Origin of the sequence: Fibrobacter sp., from assembly GCF_017545445.1 — a bacterium.
In the GTDB taxonomy this organism is placed as follows: Bacteria; Fibrobacterota; Fibrobacteria; order Fibrobacterales; family Fibrobacteraceae; genus Fibrobacter.
Genome location: NZ_JAFWOM010000132.1, coordinates 1 through 23594, shown reverse-complemented (window position 1 = coordinate 23594; position 23594 = coordinate 1). Strand labels below are relative to the sequence as shown.

Sequence of the window (23594 nt, the reverse complement as noted above, 5' to 3'; positions counted from 1 at the left end):
ATGTTTGCACCTTCAGTAACTCATCCTATTGGCGACTTTGTCCGCGACTGGGTTCCGCGACTTGCAGAATATTTGCCGGCAAGCATCCAGTCCGATACGCTCAACAGCATTATCGCCTTCCTCATCAACGCCGTGATTTGCATTGTCGCGGTCTGCATCGTGAACATCGGTTCTGCCCCGATTCTCATCTACATGGAACGCAAGGTCTGCGCCCACGTGCAATGCCGTTTGGGGCCGATGCGTCTCGGCTGGCACGGCACCCTCCAGACCATCGCAGACGTGATCAAGATGCTCTTCAAGGAAGTTTACGCCCCGAGTGGAGCCGACAAGCTCATGTTCTACTTGGCACCGCTTATCGTCTTGATAGCACCGTTTATCGTCTGTGCGTTGATTCCGTTCGACAAGAATCTCGTCGTGGCAGACGTCTCGATGGGCATTCCGCTCATTATCGCGGTGAACGGCTTTGGCGTGCTTGGCATTTTGCTTGGCGGCTGGAGCAGCAACAACAAGTATTCCTTGCTCGGTGCACTCCGCAGTGGCGCCCAGATGATCAGCTACGAAATTTCGTTTGCGATGATTCTCTTGTTCGTCGTCATGATTTCGGGATCCACAAACCTCATGAGCATTACGATGGGCCAAGAAGGCACAATCGCTGACTGGTGGATTTTCAAGATTCCAGTCCTTGGTTTCATCGCCTTTATCTTGTTCTTTATTTCGAGTACCGCCGAAATGAACCGCGCTCCGTTTGACATTGCCGAAGCGGAACAGGAACTCACGGGCGGCTACCACACGGAATATAACGGCACTCCGTTTGCCATGTTCTACCTCGCCGAATACATTGCGCTCATTACGAACTCCGCCCTTGCGACCACATGCTTCCTCGGCGGATTCTTCCCACCGTGTATCGGCATTGACGCTATCGACAACGTGCTCAAGATGGTTCCCGGTGTCGTATGGTTCTTCGCGAAGATTTACTTTATGGTTTGGTGCTACATGATGGTCCGCTGGACGTTCGTGCGTCCGCGTGTCGATCAGCTCATGGACTTTGAATGGAAATTCTTATTACCGGTCAACCTTGTTTTGCTCGTCGCTGGCGCAGCATTTATTGCCATCGGAGGATAGGTAATTCGGAATTAGAAATTCGGATTTAAGAATTGTCATGCTGAGTTCAAAGAACGAAGCATCCAGTTAAGTAAAATAATCACTGGATCCTTCGCTACGCTCAGGATGACGAGTTCAAATGGCTAATGATTATGGATAAAAATATTTCAATGACTCAATATTTTAAACGCTACCTGAAGCGTTGCATTACGGGTCCGTGGAGCCTGATGTGTGGGCTTTCCGTTTCCCTTAAATATTTTTTCAGTCCCAAACGCATCGTTACAGAACAGTACCCGGAAAACCGCAAGACGTTAAAGATGCACGAACGCTTTCGCGGTCGCTTGAAGATGATAGAAGATGCGGACGGCAACAACCGCTGTACCGCCTGCGGCATGTGCGAACGCGCTTGCCCGAATGCCTCCATCAACGTGCTTGCCACAAAGAACATTGCGGGCAAGAAAGTTCTCGGGCGTTATGTCTATCACTTTGCGAGTTGCACCCAATGCGGCCTCTGCGTGGAAGCATGCCCGTTTGGAGCCATCACCATGAGTCCTGAATTCGAAGTTGCGACAACAGACCCGAACGATCTCGAAATGATTTTAAACAAAAAGGAGGGACAAGGCTAATGTTCCCGAATTTGCCTTTATCGCTACCCTTATCTTTCCCGACTGGAGGCATGGACATCGCGTTCTATGTCGTCGCATTCGTGATTTTAATAACGGCGGTTTGTTGCGTTGCCGTGAAGAACATCTTGCAGAGTGCCGTGTTCCTCATCTTTAGCTTTGTCACAACAGCCATCCTCTACTTGCTTATGCACGCCGAATTCATTGCACTTGCCCAAGTGATGGTCTATGTGGGCGGTGTCGTGATTTTCGTGGTGTTTACGATTCTACTCACAAGCCACTTGGGCGAAGATGCGTTCTCGACAAAGACTCCGCGAATTTTCACAGCATTTGCACTCTCCATTGCATTTGTGTTCGTGATGATCAAGTGCATTTTGCCCCTTCCGAGCCTTGCAAATGGAGCAGTAAACTCGCCAGCTGATTACTCATCGCTCGAAAACTTCGCATTGCGTTTGCTCGGCTACGACCAAAGCGGATTCATCATCCCGTTCGAGGTAGTTAGCGTGCTCTTGCTCATGACACTCATCTGTGCCATTACCGTCGCCCGTCGCGGTAAAGAAGATACCGAAGAGGAGGCCAGCAAATGAACCTTTTGAATTGCTTGATTCTCGCATTTTTACTGTTCGGGATTGGCGTCTGGGGCTTGATGCGCCGCCGCCACCTCATCGGCATGCTCATTTCGATTGAACTCATGCTGAATGCAGCGAACATCAACTTTATCAGTTTCGCGTACTTCACCGCGCACGATGCAACCGCAGGTGCGTTGTTCAGTATCTTTGTCATTGCCGTGACGGCTTGCGAAATGGCAATCGCGCTTGCGATTATCGTGACCATGTACCGCCGCCACAAGAGTCTTGACGTTGACCAGTTGAGGGACCTCCATGATTGATGATATTACTCTCGGCTATTCGATTCTTTTGCTTCCGTTCCTCACGTTCGTCGTGAACGGGCTATTCCTTGGCAACAAGATGCCCAAAGCGGCTGCGGCTCTCGCCGTCATCTGCAACGGGCTTGCATTTGTCTCCGCAGGAATAATCGCATACATCTACTTCTCGGACTTCGCGCCGCAAAAGACGATTCTCTTTGACCACACGTTCATACCGTTCGTGGGCAATTTGGTCGCAAGAATCGGCATGCTCATCGATCCGCTCTCCGTGATGATGCTCGTGGTCGTCACATTCATCAGCTTCATGGTGAACATCTACAGCATCGGCTACATGCGAGAAGACCGAGCCGCCGGGCGATTCTTCGCATTGCTTTCGCTGTTCAGCTTTAGCATGCTCGGCCTTGTCGTCGCGACAAACCTTTTCCAGATGTTCATCTTCTGGGAACTCGTCGGCGTATCGAGCTACTTGCTGATTGGTTTCTGGTACCACAAGCCGAGTGCCGTAAGCGCTTCCAAGCAGGCATTCATCCTCACCCGCTTTGCGGACAGCTTCTTCTTGCTCGGCATTGTGCTCGTGAGCTACGTTGTCGGAAGCTTTGACTTTTCGACGATCAACGCGCTCTCCCTCGCAGATTTCCAAAAAGATTTCATCAATCTCGGTCTCGTGACCATGAGCAAAGCTCAGGCGTTAGTCTTGGGTTCCATCCTCATCTTCACAGGTGGCTGGGGCAAGTCCGCCATGTTCCCGATGCATATCTGGCTCCCGAACGCGATGGAAGGTCCGACACCGGTCAGCTCCATCATTCACAGTGCAACGATGGTGGTCGCTGGCGTTTACCTCGTCGCTCGACTTTTCCCGTTCTTTGCCGTTTGCGAAAACGCACTCACGCTCATCATGTGGGTCGGCGCCTTCACGATGGTCTTTGCCGCCGTCATCGCCTGTACGCAAAAGGACATCAAGCGCATCCTCGCCTACTCCACGCTTTCGCAGCTCGGTTACATGATGTTTGCGCTTGGCGCATGCAAGATTGGGCAGGTCGTCGCCGTCACCGGTTGGACCGCTTCGACATTCCACATCTTTACGCACGCCTTCTTCAAGTGCAGCTTGTTCCTCATCGCCGGTAGCCTCATCCATCAAGTCGGCACGAACGACCTCGACGCGATGGGCGGACTCCGCAAAAAGATGAAGCTCACATACGCTTGCACGCTGATTTCCATTCTCGCGATTTCGGGCATTCCGCCGTTCTCCGGATTCTTCTCCAAGGACGAAATCATTCTCGCCGCATTCCAAGGGCAGCATTACGTCGTCTTTGGACTTGCGCTCCTCACGAGCGGCCTCACGACGTTCTACATGTTCCGTCTGTTCTTCCTCGCTTTCCACGGGGAGCCGCGCCATGAAGGCGTCAAGGCAGGACACGTGCACGAAGATTTCGCAATGACGCTCCCGATTGCGATTCTTGCAATTCCGGCACTTTTGAGCGGCATTCTCTGCAAAGGACTTTTCGAAGAATTCTTTGTTCCTGGCCAGATGAACGTTCCGCAGCTCGTCAAGCTCGAACACGCCGAATGGCTCCCGTTTGTCGCTGTCGGCATCGCCGTTATCGCTCTCGTAATTGCGTGGCTGCTCTACGCAAGCAAGTGGGCAAAAATTGGACGTGCTCTCGACGAAACAAACCGCAGTGGTATATACAAGATTATTTACCACAAGTTCTACTTTGACGAAATGTACTACACGGTTGTCCGTCAGTTCATTTTTGGCGGTGTCGCTCGCGTAGCACGAGCTTTCAACGATTACGTTATCGAAGGTTTGCTTGCATTTACGGTATGGTTTGTCCACAAGCTCGGAGACTTGGTCCGTTTGGCCCAAGCAGGCTACTTGCCGTTCTATCTGGGCACTTTGATTGTAGGCGTTCTCCTTTGGCGATTCTTCGGCCAGCTTCCCCTGTAGGCGTTACCCATGAATACAATACTTTTTAACTCCATTTGGGTCATTCCCCTCTTAACCGTTCTCGCCTGCGTCTTGATTCCTGTAAAATACGAAAAGGCGTTGCGGACGATACACGTGACATCGGCATCGATTGTGCTTGCAATCGTTTGCTACCTCACTTACGTTGTCTATTCACTTTCGGGAACGCCAAGTCCCTCTGCGGCTGCTCCGCTTGCGCTCCGATTCTTCACGGACATTCCGTGGCTTTCGATGTTCAACGCGCACTATATAGTCGGTGCAGACGGACTCAACATGCTCTTGCTCGTGCTCACGGCGTTTATCGTCTGGGCAGGTGTGCTCGTAAGTCTCCACATCAAAGGAAACCAGAAGATTTTCTTTGCGCTTATCCAGCTTCTGGCAACAAGCGTCTATGGCGTTTATATGAGCTTTGACTTGGTGCTGTTCTTCGTGTTCTACGAAATGGAAGCGCTTTGCATGTACTTGATGATCGCCTGCTACGGCAGCGGCAAACGCGACTACGGTGGTAAAAAGCTCACGTTGACGCTCGCGTTCGGTTCTTCGATGATTCTTGCAACGCTTTTCGGACTCTTCTTCGAAAGCGGCGCAAACAGCTGGAACCTCATTGAGATTTCAAAGACGACTCTCCCGATGGATTTCCAGATGTGGGCTTTCCCGCTCATGTTCATGGGATTCGCCGTTTCGAGTTCACTGTTTCCGTTCCACTTCTGGAGCCCGGACGGTCACTCCGCCGCACCGACTGCCGTTTCGATGCTCGCCGCCGGCGTGATGATGAAAATGGGTGCTTACGGATGCCTCCGCGTCGCGATGTTCCTCATGCCCGAAGCCGCCAAGATTTGGCTCCCCTACGTCGTAGCACTCCTCATCTTTAACGTAGTCCTTGGCCCCTTCATCGCCATTCGCCACAAGGACCTCAAGTACATCACCGCTTACAGTTCCATCAGCCACTTGGGCCTCATCTTCTTGGGCCTTGCTGCCATGACTCCGATTGGACTTCGCGGTGCTAGCCTCCAGATGATTTCACACGGATTCTTGACAGGCCTCTTCTTCGCGACCATCGGCATGATTTACGAACGCACCCACACCCGCGACATCACGGAAATGGGCGGCATCATGCGTAAAATGCCGTTCCTCGGCGTAGGCTTTGTGATTGCCGGTTTTGCAGGGCTTGGCCTCCCGGGCTTTAGCGGATTCATCGCCGAAAGCACCATCTTCATTGGAGCGTTCCAGCAAGATTCTACGCTCACACGTATTGTGACAATTCTCGCGATTCTCTCCATCACGACGACTGCCGTTTATATTCTGCAAACCGCGAACCGCATGCTTCACGGCCCGCTCCCGCAGAAGTACGAAAGCCTCACCGATGGAAGCTTCCGCGAAAAACTGGTCATTGTCGTTCTCGTCGCCTGCTTGTTGTTCATCGGTGTTTGCCCCGGCTGGATTTCAGAACTCTTGGATCAGAGCATAGCACCGATGATTAGATGGTGATAGGTTATAGGTTGTAGGTATTAGCATTACCAACCGCTTTTTATAAACCACTTTTTACTAACCACTGTTTACTACCTATGTTTAACAATTCAAACTTCATTCTACCTGACGTTTTGCTGCTGATATTCCCGTTCGTCGTAATCGGGATACGCCTTTTCGTGACAACGCAATCCAAGATTCCTTGGCGCATGGCGAACATCGGCTTTATCGCCATCTTCATCCTCTTGAATTTGATTCCGTTCGACGATGGAATCGGAAAGTTCTTCATCAGCAACTGGAAAGTCGATGACTTCGGCGTGCTCATGCGCGAAGTGCTCATGGTGAGCGCATTGCTCGGCATGTGGCTCTCGAAGGATTACTTCGAACACGGCGGAGACGGTAAGCCGCAAATGCACCAAATTGCCGAATTCATCGGAGCAATCGCTTTTGCGACGTTCGGCGGATTCACCGTCGTGAGTGCCTGCGACTTGCTCACATTCTTCCTCGGGCTCGAAATCGCAACCATCCCGATGTACGCCCTCGCCGCTTGGAACAAACGCGACCAATTCGGTTCTGAAGCCGCAACCAAGTACATTTTGATGGGTTCAGTCGCGACGGCATTTGAACTGTTCGGCTTCAGCTACCTCTACGGTTTTGCAGGGAGCCTCCACTTCGACGAAATCCAAGCCGCTGTCGCAAACGGTCCGAACCCGCTCCTGTGGGTAGCCGTGTTGTTCTTGTTCTGCGGAATCGGTTTCAAGCTCACGCTTTTCCCGTTCCACACTTGGGCCCCCGATGTCTATGAAGGCGCCCCGACGCCAGTTACCGCAGTGCTCTCCGTAACTTCGAAAGCAACTGCAATCGCCTTCCTCGTCATGCTCGTCTATGGTCCGCTCTCCCCGATTCAAGACAAGATAGCCCCGCTCATCGCCCTCTTGGCAGGAGTCACGCTCTTCGTCGGAAACCTCGGAGCACTCAAGCAGAGCCGCCTCCGCCGTTTCATGGCTTACAGCTCCATCGCTCAGGCCGGTTACATCATGGTAGCATTGCTTGGCCCTGCAACAATCGCAAAGACGGCTATCATCTACTACCTCTTCGTCTATGCCGTTTCGAACTACCTCGCCTTCTTCGTATTCGGCATCATCGGGCATCACCGCGAAGAAACATTCCAGTCGCTTCGCGGACTTTCTAAGCAGAACCCGAGCCTCGGCATCGCACTTGCGATTTCGATGTTCAGCTTGGCAGGCATTCCGCCTCTCGCTGGATTCTTCGGCAAATTCCACCTGTTCTTCAGCGGAGCTTCGACAGGCCATTACGCACTCGTAGCCTTCGCCGTCTTGAACAACGTCATAGCCCTCTTCTACTACTTGCAGCTCATCAAAGCTGCTTGGGTCGATGAACCGGACGGTCATTTGAATCCGCTCCGCCTCACCAAGCGTCAACGCGAAGTCATCATTTTGCTAAGCATCGCGGTAATCCTCCTCGGCTTTGTACCGTTCCTGAGCAACAACGTCTTTGCCGGGTTTATGAATTAAGCAAGCTGAGAAGTATGGATTCTCCTAACGGAGAAAGACAAAAATTTTGCCCCCGATCGGGGGCATTTTTTATACATCGGCTTTCATAGCGATATTCATCAAAACTGTAAAATCCAACTTTTTTTCTCTCGCATAAGACAAAAAATCTTTTTCTTCCTTCGTGACTCGAATTTGAAATTTCAAAGGGGAAGCAAATTTTATTTTTCGGCCCGCGTTTTCACGAGCCCCACCATGTCCAAATTTCTTTTCGTATAAGGCTAATCCCGATTTTTTCTTATACTCTTTTTCGGAGATAATTTTTTCATCCGAAGCAACCTCCGATTTTTTTTTCTTGAAAACAAATCCTTCGGAATCCTTTACATAAACGTATTGCATCGCTAAGCCACCTTCAATCGTTGTATGGCGAGTTTGATTTTGTCTTTGGGAGTCTTTTGAGTCTTTTTACAAAAACAACTCCAATGACGATAATGGCTCCAGCCTTGTATTTGAACAGAGAGCGTAACTCATTTGATTTAATCTCAAAAATTTCTTTTTGGAGCGGTCGCACACGAACATATTCAATACCTTGTTTTTCTATGATTTCATAATCTCTTTTTAGAACATCTTGTTGCTCTTTTTCTAAAGCATTAATTTCAGCAACAACTGAAGATATTTTTTCCACAGCAAATTTCATATTAAAATATACTCCAACATTTTGATTTTGTCAACACATTCAAGAAATCAAAAAACTCTTATCACTTATAATTTGCACATTATTTTGAGCATTCATTTTATCCTCTTTTCACGTGGGTCAGAGCAATTTGAACAAGCCTCCAATTATATAAACACGCACGAACGAGGATTTTGGACCAAAATTTTTGCACACACCACAAAGTACCGCAGACAACTCACATTTGTGTTTGATTAGGCAAAAAAAATATTAGATTTATAGAAAGATACTAGGTCGAATTCAAAATTCGTGGGAGGTTCGTATGAAAAAATTTATCGGTTTGGTATTCGCGTTGCTATTTGCAACGTCCGCGATTGCACAAGAGGATTCGGAAAAGCTAAAACAGGAAGTGTTGTCCGGCAGCCTTGAACAAACCGTAATCGTCGGGGAGTCGATTGAACAAATCGTCATCAAATACACCAATTTAAAAAGCCATAAGTCCCAATTTATAGAAGCATTGGGCTTGACGGAATCCTGGGTCGAGAACGTCTGTTACATTTCAGGAAAGATTGACCGAAATCTAGAAGCACCAGCTAAAGTCACAACCAAAATCATACTCGAAGGAACCGCTCCGAACGATTCCGCTTTTACGGGAATCACATTCAATTTGCTTCCGAGAGAAACAGCGCTTAAAGTCGTTAGCGGTTCATTGAATCAAAGCGTGAAAGCGGGTGAAGCAATTTCGCCGATTATCCTTGAATATGACAACATAACGAAAATTGAACGGACAGCTTTCCCGAATGGAATTTCATTTGAAAGAAATAGCGAGACTCACGAAATTACAATCAAAGGCACCGTTGATAACTCCGTCGAAACAGGTGATTACGGTTATAAAATTCTCGGCATAACAGAGCAGGATGATACACTCGAAGTTTCTGGAACGATCCATGTGCAGGGAATACCAAGAACCACAACTATAGAAATTGTCGAAAATGGAACGCAGAAACTTGTAGCAGGCGATTCCATCAAACCGATTGTGCTCAAATATACGAACATGACGGAGCCTGTATTAGCTCCGACCCTCCCCGGTGAATATGAGATTAGTAACGATAAGACGAATCACACGTTGACCGTTTTTGGGCGTGTCAATGAAAATACAAAAGATGGTAATTATGCCATCAAAATTACCGCGAAGGGAGAGAGCAATAATGCTACTGTCACAGCAACATTTGAGATAACTCACAAACCCGCGGTGACTAAAATTGAACTTATTGGCGATGGCTCCCCGCTAACGGCAAATGCAGGTGACTCTATCAAGCCGGTGGTCTTTAAATTTGAAAATGCAACTTCTTTTCATCAAGAAGGATTCCCAGGTTCGTCTTCTTTAGAAATAAATAAAGATGAAAAAACAGCGACTCTCATAGGATTACTCAACAAGAATGCAAAGGGAGATTATACAATCACGGTCGAGGCAACCGGAATCGACAACAACGCTACGGCCTCTGTGACAATTAAAGTGAACCCGTTGCCATTAGAGTTTAAAATTATCGAGGGTAGCGACAAGCAGACTGTTGTTGCAGGCGAATCCATTGTTCCGATTGTTTACCACTATGAACGTCTGTCAAGCATCAAAGTTGGCGGATTCCCAGACAACGTTCAATATGATTTGATACAGGATGAGCATTTGTTCAAGATTTTCGGAACCGTCGCCTCTGACGCAGAAATCAAGGAATATACTTATACGATAGAATTGCTGGATTTGGAATCCATCAAGACAACAGTAACAGGAACAATCAATGTCGTAGCACCGCAGCAAAGCAGTTCGTCTGCCGAAACGTCGTCTAGCAGCGTAACAAGCAGTTCTGCAAAGTCTTCGTCGAGTATCAAGAATGAAGAATCTTCAAGCTCTATAAAATCTTCGTCATCCAATAGCGAAGCTGGTTCCAGCAACAGTTCCAAATCCTCGTCGAGTATCAAACAGTCTAGCAATTCCGCAAAGTCTTCGACGAGCGTCAAGTCGTCTTCGAGCAAAGGAAAGTCGAGTTCTAGCACGAAGTCTTCTTCTAGCGGCAAATCTTCTAACGAAAAATCTTCGGACAGCAAGACAGACTTGAATACATTTGCCGCCGTGCAAAACGTCAAGTTCAGTTTTGCAAATAACAAATTGACGGTAACACAGCCGACATCATCGATGATCCGCGTGCAAGTATTCGACCTGACAGGACATTTGGCGGAATCGTTCATCGAACATGTAAGCGGCGTCAAGAGTTTCAGCCTAGCCCATTTGAATAAAGGCAACTACGTCATACGCATCATCGATGGCAGCCGAGAAATACGTACGGCAAAGATTATTGTAAAGTAATATGACAAACCAATTCTCTGCATATCAGCGGAACAGATAACATATTTACCTCGGCCTCTGCGATTAGGCTGGGGCTTTTTATATGCTTTTGGCTCTAACGAATGCGAGATTAGTAGATCGATTGTGGTCAATATTTTATATTATTGAAGTCAAAAAAAGATGTTGTTTAATGATGTTATAAAGGAGATTTCATGAGCCAAATTGTCTCTAAATTTCAAGAATTGGGGCTAACGCTCCCCAACTGCCCGGCACCGCTTGCCGCATACGTTCCAGCCACCCGCAGTGGCGACATCATCTTTGTCTCGGGACAGCTCCCGTCGGTCAACGGGGATTTTTCAGCATATACAGGCACAGTTCCAACAGAACTCACTGCGGAAAAAGCCAAAGAAGCGGCACAGATTTGCATTTTGAACAACATCGCTGCAGCACTCACGCAGCTCAAGAGTGGCGAAACGCTCAAGCTCGTGCAGATGCAGGGGTTTGTACAATCCGCTAGCGATTTCCACGAGCAGCCAGCCGTACTGAACGGGGCTAGCGAACTCGCAGTGCAGATTCTCGGCGAAAACGGAAAGCATGCACGTACCGCCGTTGGCGTTTCGGCACTCCCGAAAAATGCCGCTGTCGAAATCAGCTGCACGTTCCAGGCAATTAAAGAATAAGTTGCAAGAGAGCCGGAAAGGCCACATTGTTCGCGATTTTCGTAATTTTGGCGGTGAAATTCCAAATTTTTAGGCCATTTCACCGCCATCTTTATACTTTATTCGCATTAATTTTGTCAAAAATGCATTGTGAAGGCGTTTAGCATCGAGAAAGTGGCGGTGATTTTAGCATTTTTCTGCATTTTTCACAGCCAAGGAACCCGCAACTTGATGCATTCGCCCCTCCAAAATAACAAACAAACTAAATTTTGGCGGTGAAATTTCAAATTTTCAAGCCATTTCACCGCCACTTTTGCAAAAAACACCGCCGTTTTAAATATTAAAGCACTAATTTGCGGATCCATTCGCGCATGTGGAATACGGAATAGCCCGAAGTGAGAGACTTTTGGGCTATTTTTGCACCCCATTCCGTCGCCATTTTTGCAGGATCCAAAGGCATGCCCACACGACCCAAATCCAGCCTATCCGCGTCAAAACAAGTATCTATCGTCACAATTCCCGTACGCGGCTGAATTGTGTGCAGCTTGCATGCATCATAGAGCCAACCGAAACGATCGTCGTCGATTTCAAAGCGTTTTTCTTCGCGACAGAGCTTTGCAAGCTCAGCACCACGCACCCCATGTTCACGGTCGTACGCATCGTCCAAACGCTGAGAGTCATGGAAAATGGCAAACAACCGAACCACATCAATGTCGGCACCCGTCTTTTGGGCAAGCAACATGCCGTTGTATTCCACCTGATGCCAATGCTCAATGCCATGAACATCGGACTCGTAGAGCCGATTTTCAAAAGCAAAGTTCATTAAAGAGGCGAAATCGATCATAGTTTAGTGGTTAGTGGTTGGTGGTTAGGAATTAAATCAAAAGTGGTTAGTGGTTAGTGGTTGGTGGTTAGGATTGTAATAAGAACGTTCCTTTTACATTCCTGTTTACTAACCACTGCTTACTAACCACTTCTTTACTTTCCGTAATTTTCCTTCAGGTCCATTAATCTCTGCAGCGCTTGCATCGGGGTCATTTCCTCGGGCTTGAGCCTGCGGATTTCATCCTTGAGCAAGAGCGTATTTTCGTCCGGCGGGGCAAACAGGTCCATCTGCGGCTGAGCCTTGATTTTCTTGTTTTGCGCCTCGTCGCTGGGGTCAATTTTCTGCTTTTCCAAGCGGAGCAGAATCTTGCGTGCTCGGCGAACCACGTTAGGCGGGAGCCCCGCCATTTCGGCCACGTGAATGCCATAGCTCGAATCGCATGCGCCTTCGAAAATCTTGTGGAGGAATATGAGCTTGTCACCCTTTTCCTGCACGCCCACCTGGAAGTTCCCGGCATGTTCCAGCGATTCCACAAGCCCCGTCAATTCATGATAGTGCGTTGCAAACAGCGTAAGCGCCATGCGAGCCGGTTCGCTGTGGAGCGTCTCGACAATCGCCCACGCAATCGAGAGACCGTCAAACGTACTCGTACCACGACCGATTTCATCGAGCAGCACAAGGCTATGCGGAGTTGCGTTTCGCAGAATGTTCGCCGTTTCAATCATCTCGACCATGAACGTACTGAGACCACGGCTCAAGCGGTCGCTCGCCCCCACACGTGTAAAGATGCGATCGACCACGCCTATGCGGGCACTTTCAGCAGGCACAAAGCAGCCAATCTGTGCCATGAGCACAATAAGCCCCGTCTGTCGCAAGTACGTCGATTTACCGGCCATGTTCGGGCCCGTAATGAGCATGAGCCGCGTTCCGTCTGGCGACAAAGTAACGTCATTCGGGATAAAGTTCAAATCAGGGTTCACCGCGACAATCACCGGATGGAAACCGCCACGAATTTCGATGCCAGTGCCTTCAAAGACTTCCGGACAAACGTAATTGAACTTGCGGGCGGCAAAAGCAAAGCTGTACAAACTATCGACACGGGCCACGGCATCGGCAATGGATTGGAGTTCCGCACGCCAGCTGTTCACGCGTTCGCGGATTTCACAGAAAATCCTGTATTCAAGATCGTGGATGTTCGCTTCGGCATTGCTGATAACAGATTCACATTCCTTCATCTCCGGCGTGATGTAGCGTTCGCCGTTCACGGTCGTCTGCTTGCGGATGTACTCATCGGGAATCGGCTGCGTGGCCTTTGCCATCTGGGCTTTCGTGATTTCGATGTAGTAGCCGAACACGCGGTTGTAACCCACTTTCAGAGTCGGGATTCCGAGACGTTCGCGTTCACGACCTTCCAACGAAGCAATCCATTCGCGGCGTTCCTTGATGTCCTCGTTCATTGCATCGAGTTCAGTACTTGCCCCCGGGCGAATCATTCCGCCTTCGCGCACCGTCATCGGCAAATCGTCGTTGAAGTACTTGAGCAAGTCTTCGCCACGGCCTTTCGCACTGTTGAGCTTTTCGCGGAGGCCTTCAAAAAGCGAAGCATGCAAGCCTTCCAAAACGTCAGCGACTTTCGATGCCTGCGAAAGGGAACGCCCCATTCCCGCAAGGTCTCGCGCATTTGCACGACCGCTGCCGACACGGCCCATCAAACGTTCCATATCGAGAATCGACGTCAAGGATTCCTTGAGTTCATCCAGTGCGACCGGATTTTGCACAAGCTCGCCCACCGCTTCTTGACGTTCACGAATGCGATCAACAGCAATCAACGGATGGCTCACCCAGTCCTTGAGCGTACGCCCACCCATCGCCGTCACCGTAAAGTCGAGCACCGAGCAAAGCGTACTGGAGTAATCGTCAGCATTCAGCGGACGCACGAGTTCCAGATTACGTAACGTACTCGGATCAAGCGTCATGTAATCGTCCAGATTCAAGATTTCGAGCGTCGTAAAGTGCGACAGTTCAGACTTTTTCTGGTTGATCAAATACTGCAACAACGCGCCCGTCACGGACGTTTCAAAAGCACGACCTTCCAAACCAAGGCCATCCAGCGCTTCGACCTTGAAGTGGTTGAACAACACATCTTTCGCTTGGTCTTCTGCAAATAAAATCGCAGGGAGTTCAGTCACCAAGACGTTTTCCGCCTTGATCAAGTCCATAATGACAGAGGGAATCGTCGTGCCTTCGGGAACTACGATTTCCTTCGGCATGCGGCGGCTGAACTCGCATTCAAAGGATTGAACGCTACTGCGGCACGCCGCCAAATAACCCGTCGTGACATCGGCAATCGCAAACGCAGCCACATCGCCTTTACCGCCCTTGCCGTCCTCGCTTATCGCAGGAATGTACGCACAAAGGTAATTGGCCTCTTTCGCTTCGAGATTCGCCTCGTTCATCGCGGTTCCGGCACTGATGATTTCGACGATATCGCGTTTAACAATGCCCTTCGCAAGTTTCGGGTCTTCTACCTGTTCGCAAATGGCGATGCGGTAACCGGCGGCGACCATCTTCGGCACATAGCGTTCTGCGGCATGGTGCGGAAATCCGCACAAAGGCGTCGCTCCAGCGGCTCCGTTATTGCGGCTCGTGAGCGTTAATCCTAAAATTTTAGATGCGATAACAGCGTCGTCTTCAAAAAGCTCAAAGAAGTCCCCCATGCGGAAGAACAAAATGCAACCAGGATTTTCCTTCTTAATATCGTAATACTGTTGCATCAACGGAGTAACGGCCATTAAGTATCTCCCATAGACAATTCAATTTGATCTGTAGATTCTTCAAGCGGTGCAGGCTCTTCCGGAGCATTTTCCGGCTTGGCATATTGCGGCACCAAAGCCCCAGCTTCCAAAAGCTCGCTGAATTCACGCAAACGCGGCAAGTCTTCTGGAATGCGATTGATTCCAAAGTATTTCAAAAATTCTTGCGTGGTCACGTAAGTATAGGGGTTTCCGACCGTTTCGGCTCTTGCACCCAAAGTAATAAACCCCTTGTCGAGCAAGTTGCGGATCGGGCCATCAGCAGACGAGACACCACGAACTTGTTCAATCGCGGCCTTCGTAATCGGCTGCTGGTAAGCAATCACGGCAAGCGTTTCAAGTGCCGCCTGCGAGAGTCGCCTTGCATTTGCTTCCGGGAAAAGTTTACGCACCCACGGGTAATATTTTGCACGAGTCCTAAAGCGATAACCGCCAGCCTGTTCCACAATTTCAAACGGGGACTGGATTTTGTTCAAAAAATCATTCGCCGTAATGAGAGCATCGGCAACAGAACGAGCATCCAAAAAGTCACCGAGAATTTCGCGCAACTTTTTGAGCGTCACGATGTCCGGGGATGCAAAGACGAGAGCCTGTATAATGCGAGCCAAGTCTTCCCGACTTTCGACTTTCGGGAGTTCCGCCGATTCCTCTGGTAAATCATCTAAATTCTGGTTTTCCATCATACAATCGCAAAATAAAAATTTTCACTGTAGCGAAAGCGCCCCAACCCCAAATAGGGTTGGAAATCGATGCTCTTATCCAACATTATCTAAGCGTCACGCTACGGCTTATCCCATTCACGCGGACGATGTAGTTGCCCGGTGTTTGCAGGGTAATACTCGTCATCGTTTCGTCAAGCTGCTTCATAACAGCCAAGTGACCAAGGGCATCAAAGATGCGAACTACGCCACCCTGCGTATTGGAGAGCATAAGCGTCATGCCGTTTACGGCGAGGTTGAACGCTGGCAGCACATCATTCCTGACAACATTCGTTTTCTTCGAGGAACTGCTCTTCGCCTTAGACGAAGAAGAGGACTTCGCAGAAGAGGATGACTTTGCAGAAGAACTGCTCACAACCTTGCTCGAAGAACTCTTCACCGATGACGAAGACGACTTCGCACTCGAAGAGTTGGCTTTTACGCTCGATGAACTCGGCACCATCGAAGAACTGGAAGGTACACGAGAGCTGCTCGATTTCACGCTTGAAGAACTTGCCAAGGAACTGCTGGACTTTGCAGAACTGCTAGACTTTGCAGAACTGCTAGACTTTGCAGAACTGCTGGACACAACTTGCGCAGAACTGCTAGACTTCGCGGAACTGCTAGACTTTGCAGACGAGCTAGACAACACAGACGAACTAGATTTCGCACTCGAAGAGCTTGCCATATAAACAGGGATTTGGGCAAATGTCGGTATTTCACCAGATGCAAGAGCCTCCAAAGCCCCTGCCAAATAAGCGAGAGGAGCATTCCAGTTAATAGCCACCTCGTTCGTCGTGTAACTACAATCATTGTCATAATAACTAATTGCAGGGTAACTTGTCGCATAAGAACATTTGGAGGATTTATCGCTATTGTCATTGTTTTGTGGACCACCCACCAACATTCCAGGAACCGGAGCCTTAATTCCATCGGCCTGAGAAATTCTATGATGAGGATTCTGCGGTGACTTTGTTCCAAACCCTGTCACATAGCTCATCATCAAGGGATTCTTTCCAACTAGGTAATCAAGGGTTCGAACAGCCGTATTGTAGTATTCTTCTTTACCAGTCAAATAATAAGCATTTAAGAGCCACATTCCCTGATTTGCAGCAACGCCATTGGATCCCCATACAAAGTCATTCATCTGCATCGGGATTCCAAAACCAGTCGAAGCATTCTGAACCAACCTGTCAGCGGTCGCAACTAAATCCGTATAGGCCCCCGTTCCAAAATCGTCCTTATAAACAGACTTTGCATACGTCGCCAGACCATACACGTTCTGCCACGATGGTATCACTCCCGACGAGCCATTCATTTTATAAGCAGGGTTTCCTGTCGCCACATAGAGTTCCGTAGCCGCAAATTGCTGTTCATCGGAAGCATCAGCATCTTCGTAGGCCCCCGTCTTTACCCCCGCAGGGTTTGCCGTAAAGAAATAGTTCGGATGGCTTTCCGCCCAGCGGTAAGCAAATTCAGCAGCATTAAGGCAACGTTTCGCATATGACGCATCAAAGCCCTTATACACACGCGAAGCAGCTGCCATCACAGCGGCAAAATCGTAAGCCGCCGTCACGCTTTTACCAACAACATAACGCGTAAGAAATTCGTCACGAACAGGCATCACCGTATTCGGGAATTCTAATCCCGAAAGCTTGTGATAAACACTGCCATCTTTCGACTGCATCATAAGCATCCAATCCAAGCTATACTTGATTTCTGCAAGCAAATCCGGCAAATTGCCTTCGGCAGGAATATTCCACTTAAGTTTATCAAAATATTTGGGGAAACGTTCGTACAGCGACAGCAACGTATAAGTCGAAACGCCTGCGTTTACCATATATTTACCATAATCTCCCGCATCATACCACCCCTTGGACGCAACGATAGTCCCTTCCTCACCCGTAGAAGAATGGAGATGAACAACAGTATCGGGATGGCCACCCACACGGGCATAGACGCCGGCATATTTTTCGTCCAAATCCATCGACGCACGATGATAATAATAAAACTTGAGGACACCTTTCAGCAAATCCCCGTAGGCATTCGATGTCACCACCAAGTCTTTATAAATGGTATCCTTCCCCTGCACGACAGCATAAGTTCCATTTGTCGTCAATTTCGAAAAATCGACAAGTCTAACCCACTGATTGCTTGGCATGTATCCCGACATTTTTCCGATAGGAACTGTCAAAGCAACATTTCCCGACTCATCGACAAATTTAACGGGTTCGTCAGAACCATATTCAACAACAAGTTCCTTGAAGCCGTCTTTCTGGAATCCAATCTGCGAAGCATAAACCGTACCAGGACACGAAATTTCACGTTCTTCGACAACGACTTTTTCTATAGCAAACCCTCCAAGGCGAGCCCCTCCGTTAATATAAAATTCGCCAGACCTGCTATCATCGCAATGATTATAGACTCCAGACTCAAATGCTCCTCCAAGTTTGAATTTATATTCAAAGTAAACATGATACTCGTCCGGAATACCAATGGCATAACCGGAATAAGACTTGTCGAGCGTCATTAGCCCCACAAATACAGTATCCCAAGTCAAATCTTCATAGGGATAGCTGAGCCCCTTAATCTTGTAGGAATGTCCCTTTTGCAAATATACAGGATACTTCGCCTGAATTTCATAGATTTCTCTGCCACTATAATCAGACATTAGCTGAAGCACATAGGCTCCGTCATTATTTTCGACCAACTCACCGCCTCTTAGCGTCCATCCCTTAAGACTCTTTGTACTGTCAAAGTTACCGACTCCACCAAGTGCATCGACAACCCAATTCTGCCCATGACTTATAAAACTGCTCATCGGCAGCTGCGAAGAACTCGACTTTGCACTTGAAGAACTCTTAGCACTAGAAGAACTTGCCGCAGAACTACTGGACAGAACAATAGAAGAACTTGAATTTCGATTAACGAAATCCGCAAAATACACAACATCATCGGTCACCGCCGTGATTTCAGGAGTCCAGCCGACAAAATCATAATCCTTATATTGGGGGATTTTGCCCTTGTACTTAGGCAAATCACCATAAATGAGCTGATCGCTTTGCAAAACATATCCCTGATCAAAGAACTGCACTGTATAGTACAGGTTTTTGAATTTTGCAGTCAAGGTCGCCCCCGCTGTAAATTTTTTGGTCGATTTAGCTTCGCCCACCAAAGTTTCGCCATCATACCAACCCAAGAACGTGCATCCCGGCTTCTGCGCATCCGGCAAAGTCATTGTCAAGTAATTGCCGGTCGAGGCATGATCGGCAACTCGAATCCCGTCAACAATAAAAGAAACAATAATCGGATCCTTATTCCTATCGACATAATATGCATACAAACTACTATCAGAGTGAATAACCGATTCTGCAAAAATCGGTCGCAGTTTACTTATGCCCCAATAACCAAACTTAAGGTCTTCATCAGCATCTGACGGATCTGGGCCTTCAGGCATACCGATAACATGCCCCCTATAATCGGTGTAGCTAGAACCTAGCGTATAGTTTTTGACATTCAGAACCTTAGCGGTATCCCAAAAAGAAACCTTATAAATTGCATGGAGAGAATCACCTACCAAGACGGGATAATCTTTACCTTTCTGGCTCCAAGCCCCTGTATTATCCACTGTTCCGTCGCAAGTATTTAATCTCCAAGCAAATTCAACCGTCTGCATTTCGTCTGTCGTAAGGGCACTGTTGTCAGATATATTTTTCAAGCCAAGCTTATTCTTATCTACAAAGTTACAACCACTAACACCGACAACCATTTTTGCATTGATCATCACCGAATCGGCAATGCTATAATTTCCTTGTCCATCAGTTTCGTTTTTCAAAATAGCAGCAATATCATTATAATTCACCGACCAGTGATGGAAAATGTTACCCTTGTTCACACAATTGATTGCAGTTCCCGCATAAATGATTCCCGACACAAAAGAATAATCATCCAAAATTTGTTCATTACCTACAAATTCTACTCGACCTTCGTTTATCGTGCTCCTAACAAAAGTCGCCGACGTTGCAATTCCAGAAACATAGCTCTTCGATTTACCATATTGAGCCTTAGCAACGACATTTCCCGTATTTGTAGAACTTTCAATTTCTGTCGTAAAATCTTTTTTCAAAAGAGGACCTGCAGCCAAACTATTCCATGCAGCCCCTCGGCCCATAAGTCCCCCAAGGTAGGAATATGTTGATGAATGCGTATTTTCCACATAAGAGATGTTCCCCTTATTAAGGCAACGCGTCATCAATAAGCCTCCATTTTCCAAGCCTATAATTCCCCCCGCATAAACAGAATTGTCTGCCGCAGCATCGAGAGATACATCTATATTGCCATAGTTGTTCGCTTTGTCAACAATCAGGTTAAAAAACGGATTATCGTCAACTAAGTTTCTTCCGACAATTCCTCCAAAATATCCACCAAAAGATCCACGATAAAGAATGTTCCCCTTGTTTACAACATTCCTGAAGTAGCCTTCATCTAGCAAGCCCGCGTTAATGTAACCCACAAAGCCGCCCACATTCGCGGTTACGCCCTGTATGTCAAAATTTCCCTCGTTTATCGAATTATAAATATTTAAGGATCTAACAAGGGTACTCGTGTAGGCTACAAAACCACCCACATATGAACCAGTAAGATTGCTTTTGTTTATACTACCCGAAATTGACAGCGAATCGCCAGAAGCATAACCGACAAAGCCGCCTCTAATTCCACTACCAATATTCTTACCCAAAGAGACGATTCCTTTATTTTCGCATTTTTCAATGGTCAAAGAACCATCCATCAAAGCAACAAAGCCACCTGCAATATAGCCGCGGTCAGAATCAGCCCCCGAATACACTTCGCCATCATTGACTGTATTTTGAATAAATACACGAGAATACTTATAAACTTCAGCAATAATACCACCCGAATATCCGTATTTGGTCGTTGTCGAAATTATCGCATGATTTGCACAACTGTCGATTTTCGTCATGCGAGAATCTTCCATTCGCGCATTCAGCGTAATGCCAATCAATCCTCCGTTTTTGCCTCCCGTCACATTTCCAAAGTTTTCACAGGCAATTATTTTCGCGCCATCCGCGACAGCTACAAGACCGCCACCATAATAAAGCGATTCGACATTTCCATAATTACGACTGTTTCTAATGGCAACCGCTCGGCCTTCTTTACTTCCGAACACTTCAGCTTTGCCAACAAGACCTCCAGCAATGGAATCCTTGACTGCTCCATGGAATTCACAATTAATGATGGAATCACCGCTAAACACGCCAGTAATACCACCCGAATAACTAGCCGTTGTCATACGTCCCTGAATCGAAGCGTTTTCGATAGTAAGATTCTTGACAACAGCTCCTTGACCAAGAACTCCAAAAAAACCGGTCTTGCCATATAGCTCCGAGTTAATATAAACTCCCGATACTTTATAGCCATTACCATCAAAGACTCCCTTGAAGCCTTGCAAATCCGTATCACGTTCAATACCAATCGGAATCCACGGCGTCGTTTCGCTTGACACCGGACTGTCCCAGACAACAATATCATTCACGAGGACAGCGTTATAATTCAGTTTTCCCTTGTTCACCTGAACCGCAAACCATGCCAAATTTTCAGGAGTCGCTATCTCGTAAAATTCTTTGCCGTCGATTTCGCGAATAGAGGGTTTCTTTACAGAACCATCCCAGTTGGCAAAGACCAACGTGGAAAAGAAGAGTAGGGCTGCTAAAAATTTTTTAAGCATCGGAACCTCATTGAACCATCTAATTCAATATAAATAAAAAATTCCTAAAATGCAAAAAAGGCGGACTAGACCAGTCCGCCATAAGCTCAGATTTGCTAAAACACTACCAAGTCGTTCTTGTGGATAAGTTCATCGGGAACGTTCTTGCCCAGAATTTCATGCACCTGTGCAGTCTTCTTGCGCAGTACAAGTTTGAGCGTTTCGCTATCAAAGCCAGCAACGCCGCGTGCCACCGGATTTTTCTTTTCGTCAAAGACCTCAATCAAGTCGCCCTTGTCGAAATGTTTCTGCACAGCGACAACGCCCACCGGCAACAAGCTCGAATGCTTTTCACGCAAAGCCTTCACGCCGCCTTCATCCACAACAACGCTTCCACGCGGCGTCGTGACAAAGCTCAGCCAACGTTGACGACTATTAAGCTTTTTCTTGGAACCGGCAAACAAAGTACCATTTGCATTTTCAAAGAACACCTGATGCGGGAGCACCTTCATGCCATTCGCGAGGAATGCATTTGCACCGCTCTTCGTCACATTGCGAATCGCTTCGAGTTTGCTACGCATGCCGCCGGTACTCACTGCGGACCCCGCTTCACCCGGCTTTCCGGCAAGCGCCAAAATGGCAGGCGTAATTTCAGGAACAAAGTTCAACAAACGAGCGTTCGGATTTTTCTTCGGGTTGTCATCGAACAAGCCGTCTTCATCCGTAAAGATGAGGAGCAAATCTGCATCGAGGAACAGCGCCACATCGCTCGAAAGCTTGTCGTTATCACCCACCTTGATTTCTGCCACGGCCAAGGAATCGTTCTCGTTGATAATCGGAACAATCTTTTTGGCAAGCATCGCCTTGATGGTATTCTGCAAATTCTTGTAACGTGCACGGTCGCGGAAGTCTTCTGCGGACAAAAGAATCTGACCGACGGAGAGTTCAACCCAGCGGAACATTTCACGGTATGCGTACATGAGGTCAATCTGGCCCACAGCGGCACAAGCCTGTTTCTCGGCCAAGACGGTCGGTTTCTGCTTATAGCCAAGTTCAGCCATGCCTGTTCCCACGGCACCACTCGTGACAACGACAACTTCCTTGCCAGCATCCATCAAGCGTGCGACGGAATCTGCAAGTTTTTGAATGTAACGTGTACGGACCCCACCACGTTCGGAATCCACAAGAATGCGAGATCCAATCTTCACAACAACGCGACGGGCTTCATCCAGAATATTCTTTCTTAATTCACTCATATATGCTAAAGATAGAATATATACTCGCAGGTGCTCGTTTCGTCCGTTAAAACTCGCCAAAAAAAGACGATACAAAGGATTGGCTATTGGTCATTAGTCAATAGTCATTAGTCAATAGTCATTGGTCAATGGTCATTAGTTATTATAGGCTAGAGGTTAAGGGCTACTAGCGGAATAAAGCGGTTCGTCCGTTATCAAACTTGAGGATAACCGCACCGCTAGGAGACTTAAACTCGCCCTGCCAAGTGCCGCGGTACAGATAAATTCCATTCATATCGAAAATCTTATAGCCGGTTCCCTGCGGAATTTTTCCAACGCTTTGAGACGACATTCGAGATTCTCGCTTCAAAGAAGTTCTACCCGGATTTTCGGATTTCGCATTCAGCAGAACCTTCTTTTGTGGGAGTCGATTCGCTTCTTCATCAGAAATTCCGCCACCCAAACCGCCTCCATACGGTCCCCAATTAGGACACTGCGAAGGATCTGTATCACATACTTTTTTATGGAGAATGTGACGATTATTCATTTGCAGCGAATCCGGCAAAATGCGGTCCAATAAGCGTTGGGCACTATCCTTCGTCATAACGATGATTCCCCATTCGACCCATTTTATGAACTCATAGCGCAATATTTCCGTCAAGGAACGCGTATTCGGATTCGATTGCAAGGCATAGACAGAAGCTTTTGCAATACGAGGCATAAAGAACACTGCAACAGCAGTATCCAATGTCGAGTAATATGCTAAACCCTTTTCCAGCGAACAGTTGATATAGGACGTATCAACATTGCACGTTTTTGTCGTATCAATTTCCAGATACCCTTTCTCAAAACTAACACCCGCATCAATAGAGAAAATATTAGACCACGCCGAAACGGCAAGGAACAAAAAGCATGCAAATATAAATTTCGGCTTAAGTGTCAAAATGAGACCTGAACAAGGCCTCATTTTCATTTAAGTGTCATTTGGAGACCCGATTTCATGTTTACCCCTTGTTCTATAAGGCCTGTGGGCGATTAATAGTCCTGAAATCAGTACTTTTCGACGTTCT

16 protein-coding genes are annotated in these 23594 nt (G+C 47.7%); 9 read left to right on the top strand and 7 right to left on the bottom strand.

Going from position 1 to position 23594, the window contains the following annotated elements; all coding sequences use genetic code 11:
• The 7 genes from IKG78_RS14285 to IKG78_RS14255 all read left to right on the top strand — a co-directional run bounded on the left by IKG78_RS14285 (nt 1) and on the right by IKG78_RS14255 (nt 7578).
• Entirely contained in the window at nt 1-1122 is a 1122-nt protein-coding gene (locus IKG78_RS14285) for a complex I subunit 1 family protein (RefSeq protein WP_290944672.1), read from the top strand.
• A 131-nt stretch (nt 1123-1253) separates the two neighbouring features.
• The gene (locus IKG78_RS14280) at nt 1254-1727 is read left to right on the top strand and encodes an NADH-quinone oxidoreductase subunit I (RefSeq protein ID WP_290944671.1); all 474 of its coding nucleotides are present in this window, start codon (nt 1254-1256) and stop codon (nt 1725-1727) included.
• Nucleotides 1727-2311 (top strand): NADH-quinone oxidoreductase subunit J, encoded by a 585-nt coding sequence (locus IKG78_RS14275; protein ID WP_290944670.1) that lies wholly within the window; start codon nt 1727-1729, stop codon nt 2309-2311. The genes IKG78_RS14280 and IKG78_RS14275 overlap by 1 nt, the downstream gene beginning before the upstream one ends.
• Complete coding sequence (gene nuoK / locus IKG78_RS14270; RefSeq protein WP_014546971.1) at nt 2308-2613, top strand: NADH-quinone oxidoreductase subunit NuoK; 306 nt, start codon at nt 2308-2310, stop codon at nt 2611-2613. Before IKG78_RS14275 ends, nuoK begins: the two co-directional genes overlap by 4 nt.
• Nucleotides 2606-4558, top strand: coding sequence for an NADH-quinone oxidoreductase subunit L (gene nuoL, locus IKG78_RS14265; protein WP_290944668.1), 1953 nt, complete (start codon nt 2606-2608; stop codon nt 4556-4558). Before nuoK ends, nuoL begins: the two co-directional genes overlap by 8 nt.
• A gap of 9 nt (nt 4559-4567) precedes the next feature.
• Nucleotides 4568-6064, top strand: coding sequence for an NADH-quinone oxidoreductase subunit M (locus IKG78_RS14260; RefSeq protein ID WP_290944666.1), 1497 nt, complete (start codon nt 4568-4570; stop codon nt 6062-6064).
• Nucleotides 6065-6141: 77 nt separating this feature from the next.
• Complete coding sequence (locus IKG78_RS14255; RefSeq protein ID WP_290944664.1) at nt 6142-7578, top strand: NADH-quinone oxidoreductase subunit N; 1437 nt, start codon at nt 6142-6144, stop codon at nt 7576-7578.
• A gap of 377 nt (nt 7579-7955) precedes the next feature.
• Here IKG78_RS14255 and IKG78_RS20425 read toward each other — a convergent pair whose 3' ends face one another.
• Nucleotides 7956-8063 (bottom strand): type II toxin-antitoxin system RelE/ParE family toxin, encoded by a 108-nt coding sequence (locus IKG78_RS20425; protein ID WP_366075533.1) that lies wholly within the window; start codon nt 8061-8063, stop codon nt 7956-7958.
• A gap of 486 nt (nt 8064-8549) precedes the next feature.
• On the opposite strand from IKG78_RS20425, the gene IKG78_RS14245 reads away from it, so the two are divergent.
• Together IKG78_RS14245 and IKG78_RS14240 are read left to right on the top strand one after the other, a co-directional pair.
• The gene (locus IKG78_RS14245; protein WP_290944660.1) at nt 8550-10589 is read left to right on the top strand and encodes a T9SS type A sorting domain-containing protein; all 2040 of its coding nucleotides are present in this window, start codon (nt 8550-8552) and stop codon (nt 10587-10589) included.
• A 191-nt stretch (nt 10590-10780) separates the two neighbouring features.
• Nucleotides 10781-11248, top strand: a complete 468-nt coding sequence (locus IKG78_RS14240; RefSeq protein WP_290944659.1) for a RidA family protein — start codon at nt 10781-10783, stop codon at nt 11246-11248.
• 319 nt (nt 11249-11567) lie between these two features.
• Here IKG78_RS14240 and IKG78_RS14235 read toward each other — a convergent pair whose 3' ends face one another.
• The 6 genes from IKG78_RS14235 to IKG78_RS14210 form a co-directional block, all read right to left on the bottom strand.
• Nucleotides 11568-12071: a hypothetical protein gene (locus IKG78_RS14235; RefSeq protein ID WP_290944658.1), complete on the bottom strand. Its 504-nt coding sequence runs from the start codon at nt 12069-12071 to the stop codon at nt 11568-11570.
• Between the two features lie 134 nt (nt 12072-12205).
• Nucleotides 12206-14845 (bottom strand): DNA mismatch repair protein MutS, encoded by a 2640-nt coding sequence (mutS, locus tag IKG78_RS14230; RefSeq protein ID WP_290944656.1) that lies wholly within the window; start codon nt 14843-14845, stop codon nt 12206-12208.
• Entirely contained in the window at nt 14845-15549 is a 705-nt protein-coding gene (gene scpB / locus IKG78_RS14225; protein WP_290944654.1) for an SMC-Scp complex subunit ScpB, read from the bottom strand. Before scpB ends, mutS begins: the two co-directional genes overlap by 1 nt.
• An 82-nt stretch (nt 15550-15631) precedes the next feature.
• Nucleotides 15632-21310 (bottom strand): glycoside hydrolase family 9 protein, encoded by a 5679-nt coding sequence (locus IKG78_RS14220; protein WP_290944651.1) that lies wholly within the window; start codon nt 21308-21310, stop codon nt 15632-15634.
• Nucleotides 21311-21405: 95 nt separating this feature from the next.
• The gene (proB, locus tag IKG78_RS14215) at nt 21406-22545 is read right to left on the bottom strand and encodes a glutamate 5-kinase (protein WP_290944649.1); all 1140 of its coding nucleotides are present in this window, start codon (nt 22543-22545) and stop codon (nt 21406-21408) included.
• Nucleotides 22546-22711: 166 nt separating this feature from the next.
• Entirely contained in the window at nt 22712-23431 is a 720-nt protein-coding gene (locus IKG78_RS14210) for a hypothetical protein (RefSeq protein WP_290944647.1), read from the bottom strand.
• Between the last annotated feature and the right edge of the window lie 163 nt (nt 23432-23594).

What these genes read in the sequence shown, in the direction of transcription:
- IKG78_RS14285 (WP_290944672.1), top strand. Translation starts at nt 1, where the DNA reads ATGTTTGCACCTTCAGTAACTCATCCTATTGGCGACTTTGTCCGCGAC.
- IKG78_RS14280 (WP_290944671.1), top strand. Translation starts at nt 1,254, where the DNA reads ATGGATAAAAATATTTCAATGACTCAATATTTTAAACGCTACCTGAAG.
- IKG78_RS14275 (WP_290944670.1), top strand. Translation starts at nt 1,727, where the DNA reads ATGTTCCCGAATTTGCCTTTATCGCTACCCTTATCTTTCCCGACTGGA.
- nuoK (WP_014546971.1), top strand. Translation starts at nt 2,308, where the DNA reads ATGAACCTTTTGAATTGCTTGATTCTCGCATTTTTACTGTTCGGGATT.
- nuoL (WP_290944668.1), top strand. Translation starts at nt 2,606, where the DNA reads ATGATTGATGATATTACTCTCGGCTATTCGATTCTTTTGCTTCCGTTC.
- IKG78_RS14260 (WP_290944666.1), top strand. Translation starts at nt 4,568, where the DNA reads ATGAATACAATACTTTTTAACTCCATTTGGGTCATTCCCCTCTTAACC.
- IKG78_RS14255 (WP_290944664.1), top strand. Translation starts at nt 6,142, where the DNA reads ATGTTTAACAATTCAAACTTCATTCTACCTGACGTTTTGCTGCTGATA.
- IKG78_RS14245 (WP_290944660.1), top strand. Translation starts at nt 8,550, where the DNA reads ATGAAAAAATTTATCGGTTTGGTATTCGCGTTGCTATTTGCAACGTCC.
- IKG78_RS14240 (WP_290944659.1), top strand. Translation starts at nt 10,781, where the DNA reads ATGAGCCAAATTGTCTCTAAATTTCAAGAATTGGGGCTAACGCTCCCC.
- IKG78_RS14235 (WP_290944658.1), bottom strand. Translation starts at nt 12,071, where the DNA reads ATGATCGATTTCGCCTCTTTAATGAACTTTGCTTTTGAAAATCGGCTC.
- mutS (WP_290944656.1), bottom strand. Translation starts at nt 14,845, where the DNA reads ATGGCCGTTACTCCGTTGATGCAACAGTATTACGATATTAAGAAGGAA.
- scpB (WP_290944654.1), bottom strand. Translation starts at nt 15,549, where the DNA reads ATGATGGAAAACCAGAATTTAGATGATTTACCAGAGGAATCGGCGGAA.
- IKG78_RS14220 (WP_290944651.1), bottom strand. Translation starts at nt 21,310, where the DNA reads ATGCTTAAAAAATTTTTAGCAGCCCTACTCTTCTTTTCCACGTTGGTC.
- proB (WP_290944649.1), bottom strand. Translation starts at nt 22,545, where the DNA reads ATGAGTGAATTAAGAAAGAATATTCTGGATGAAGCCCGTCGCGTTGTT.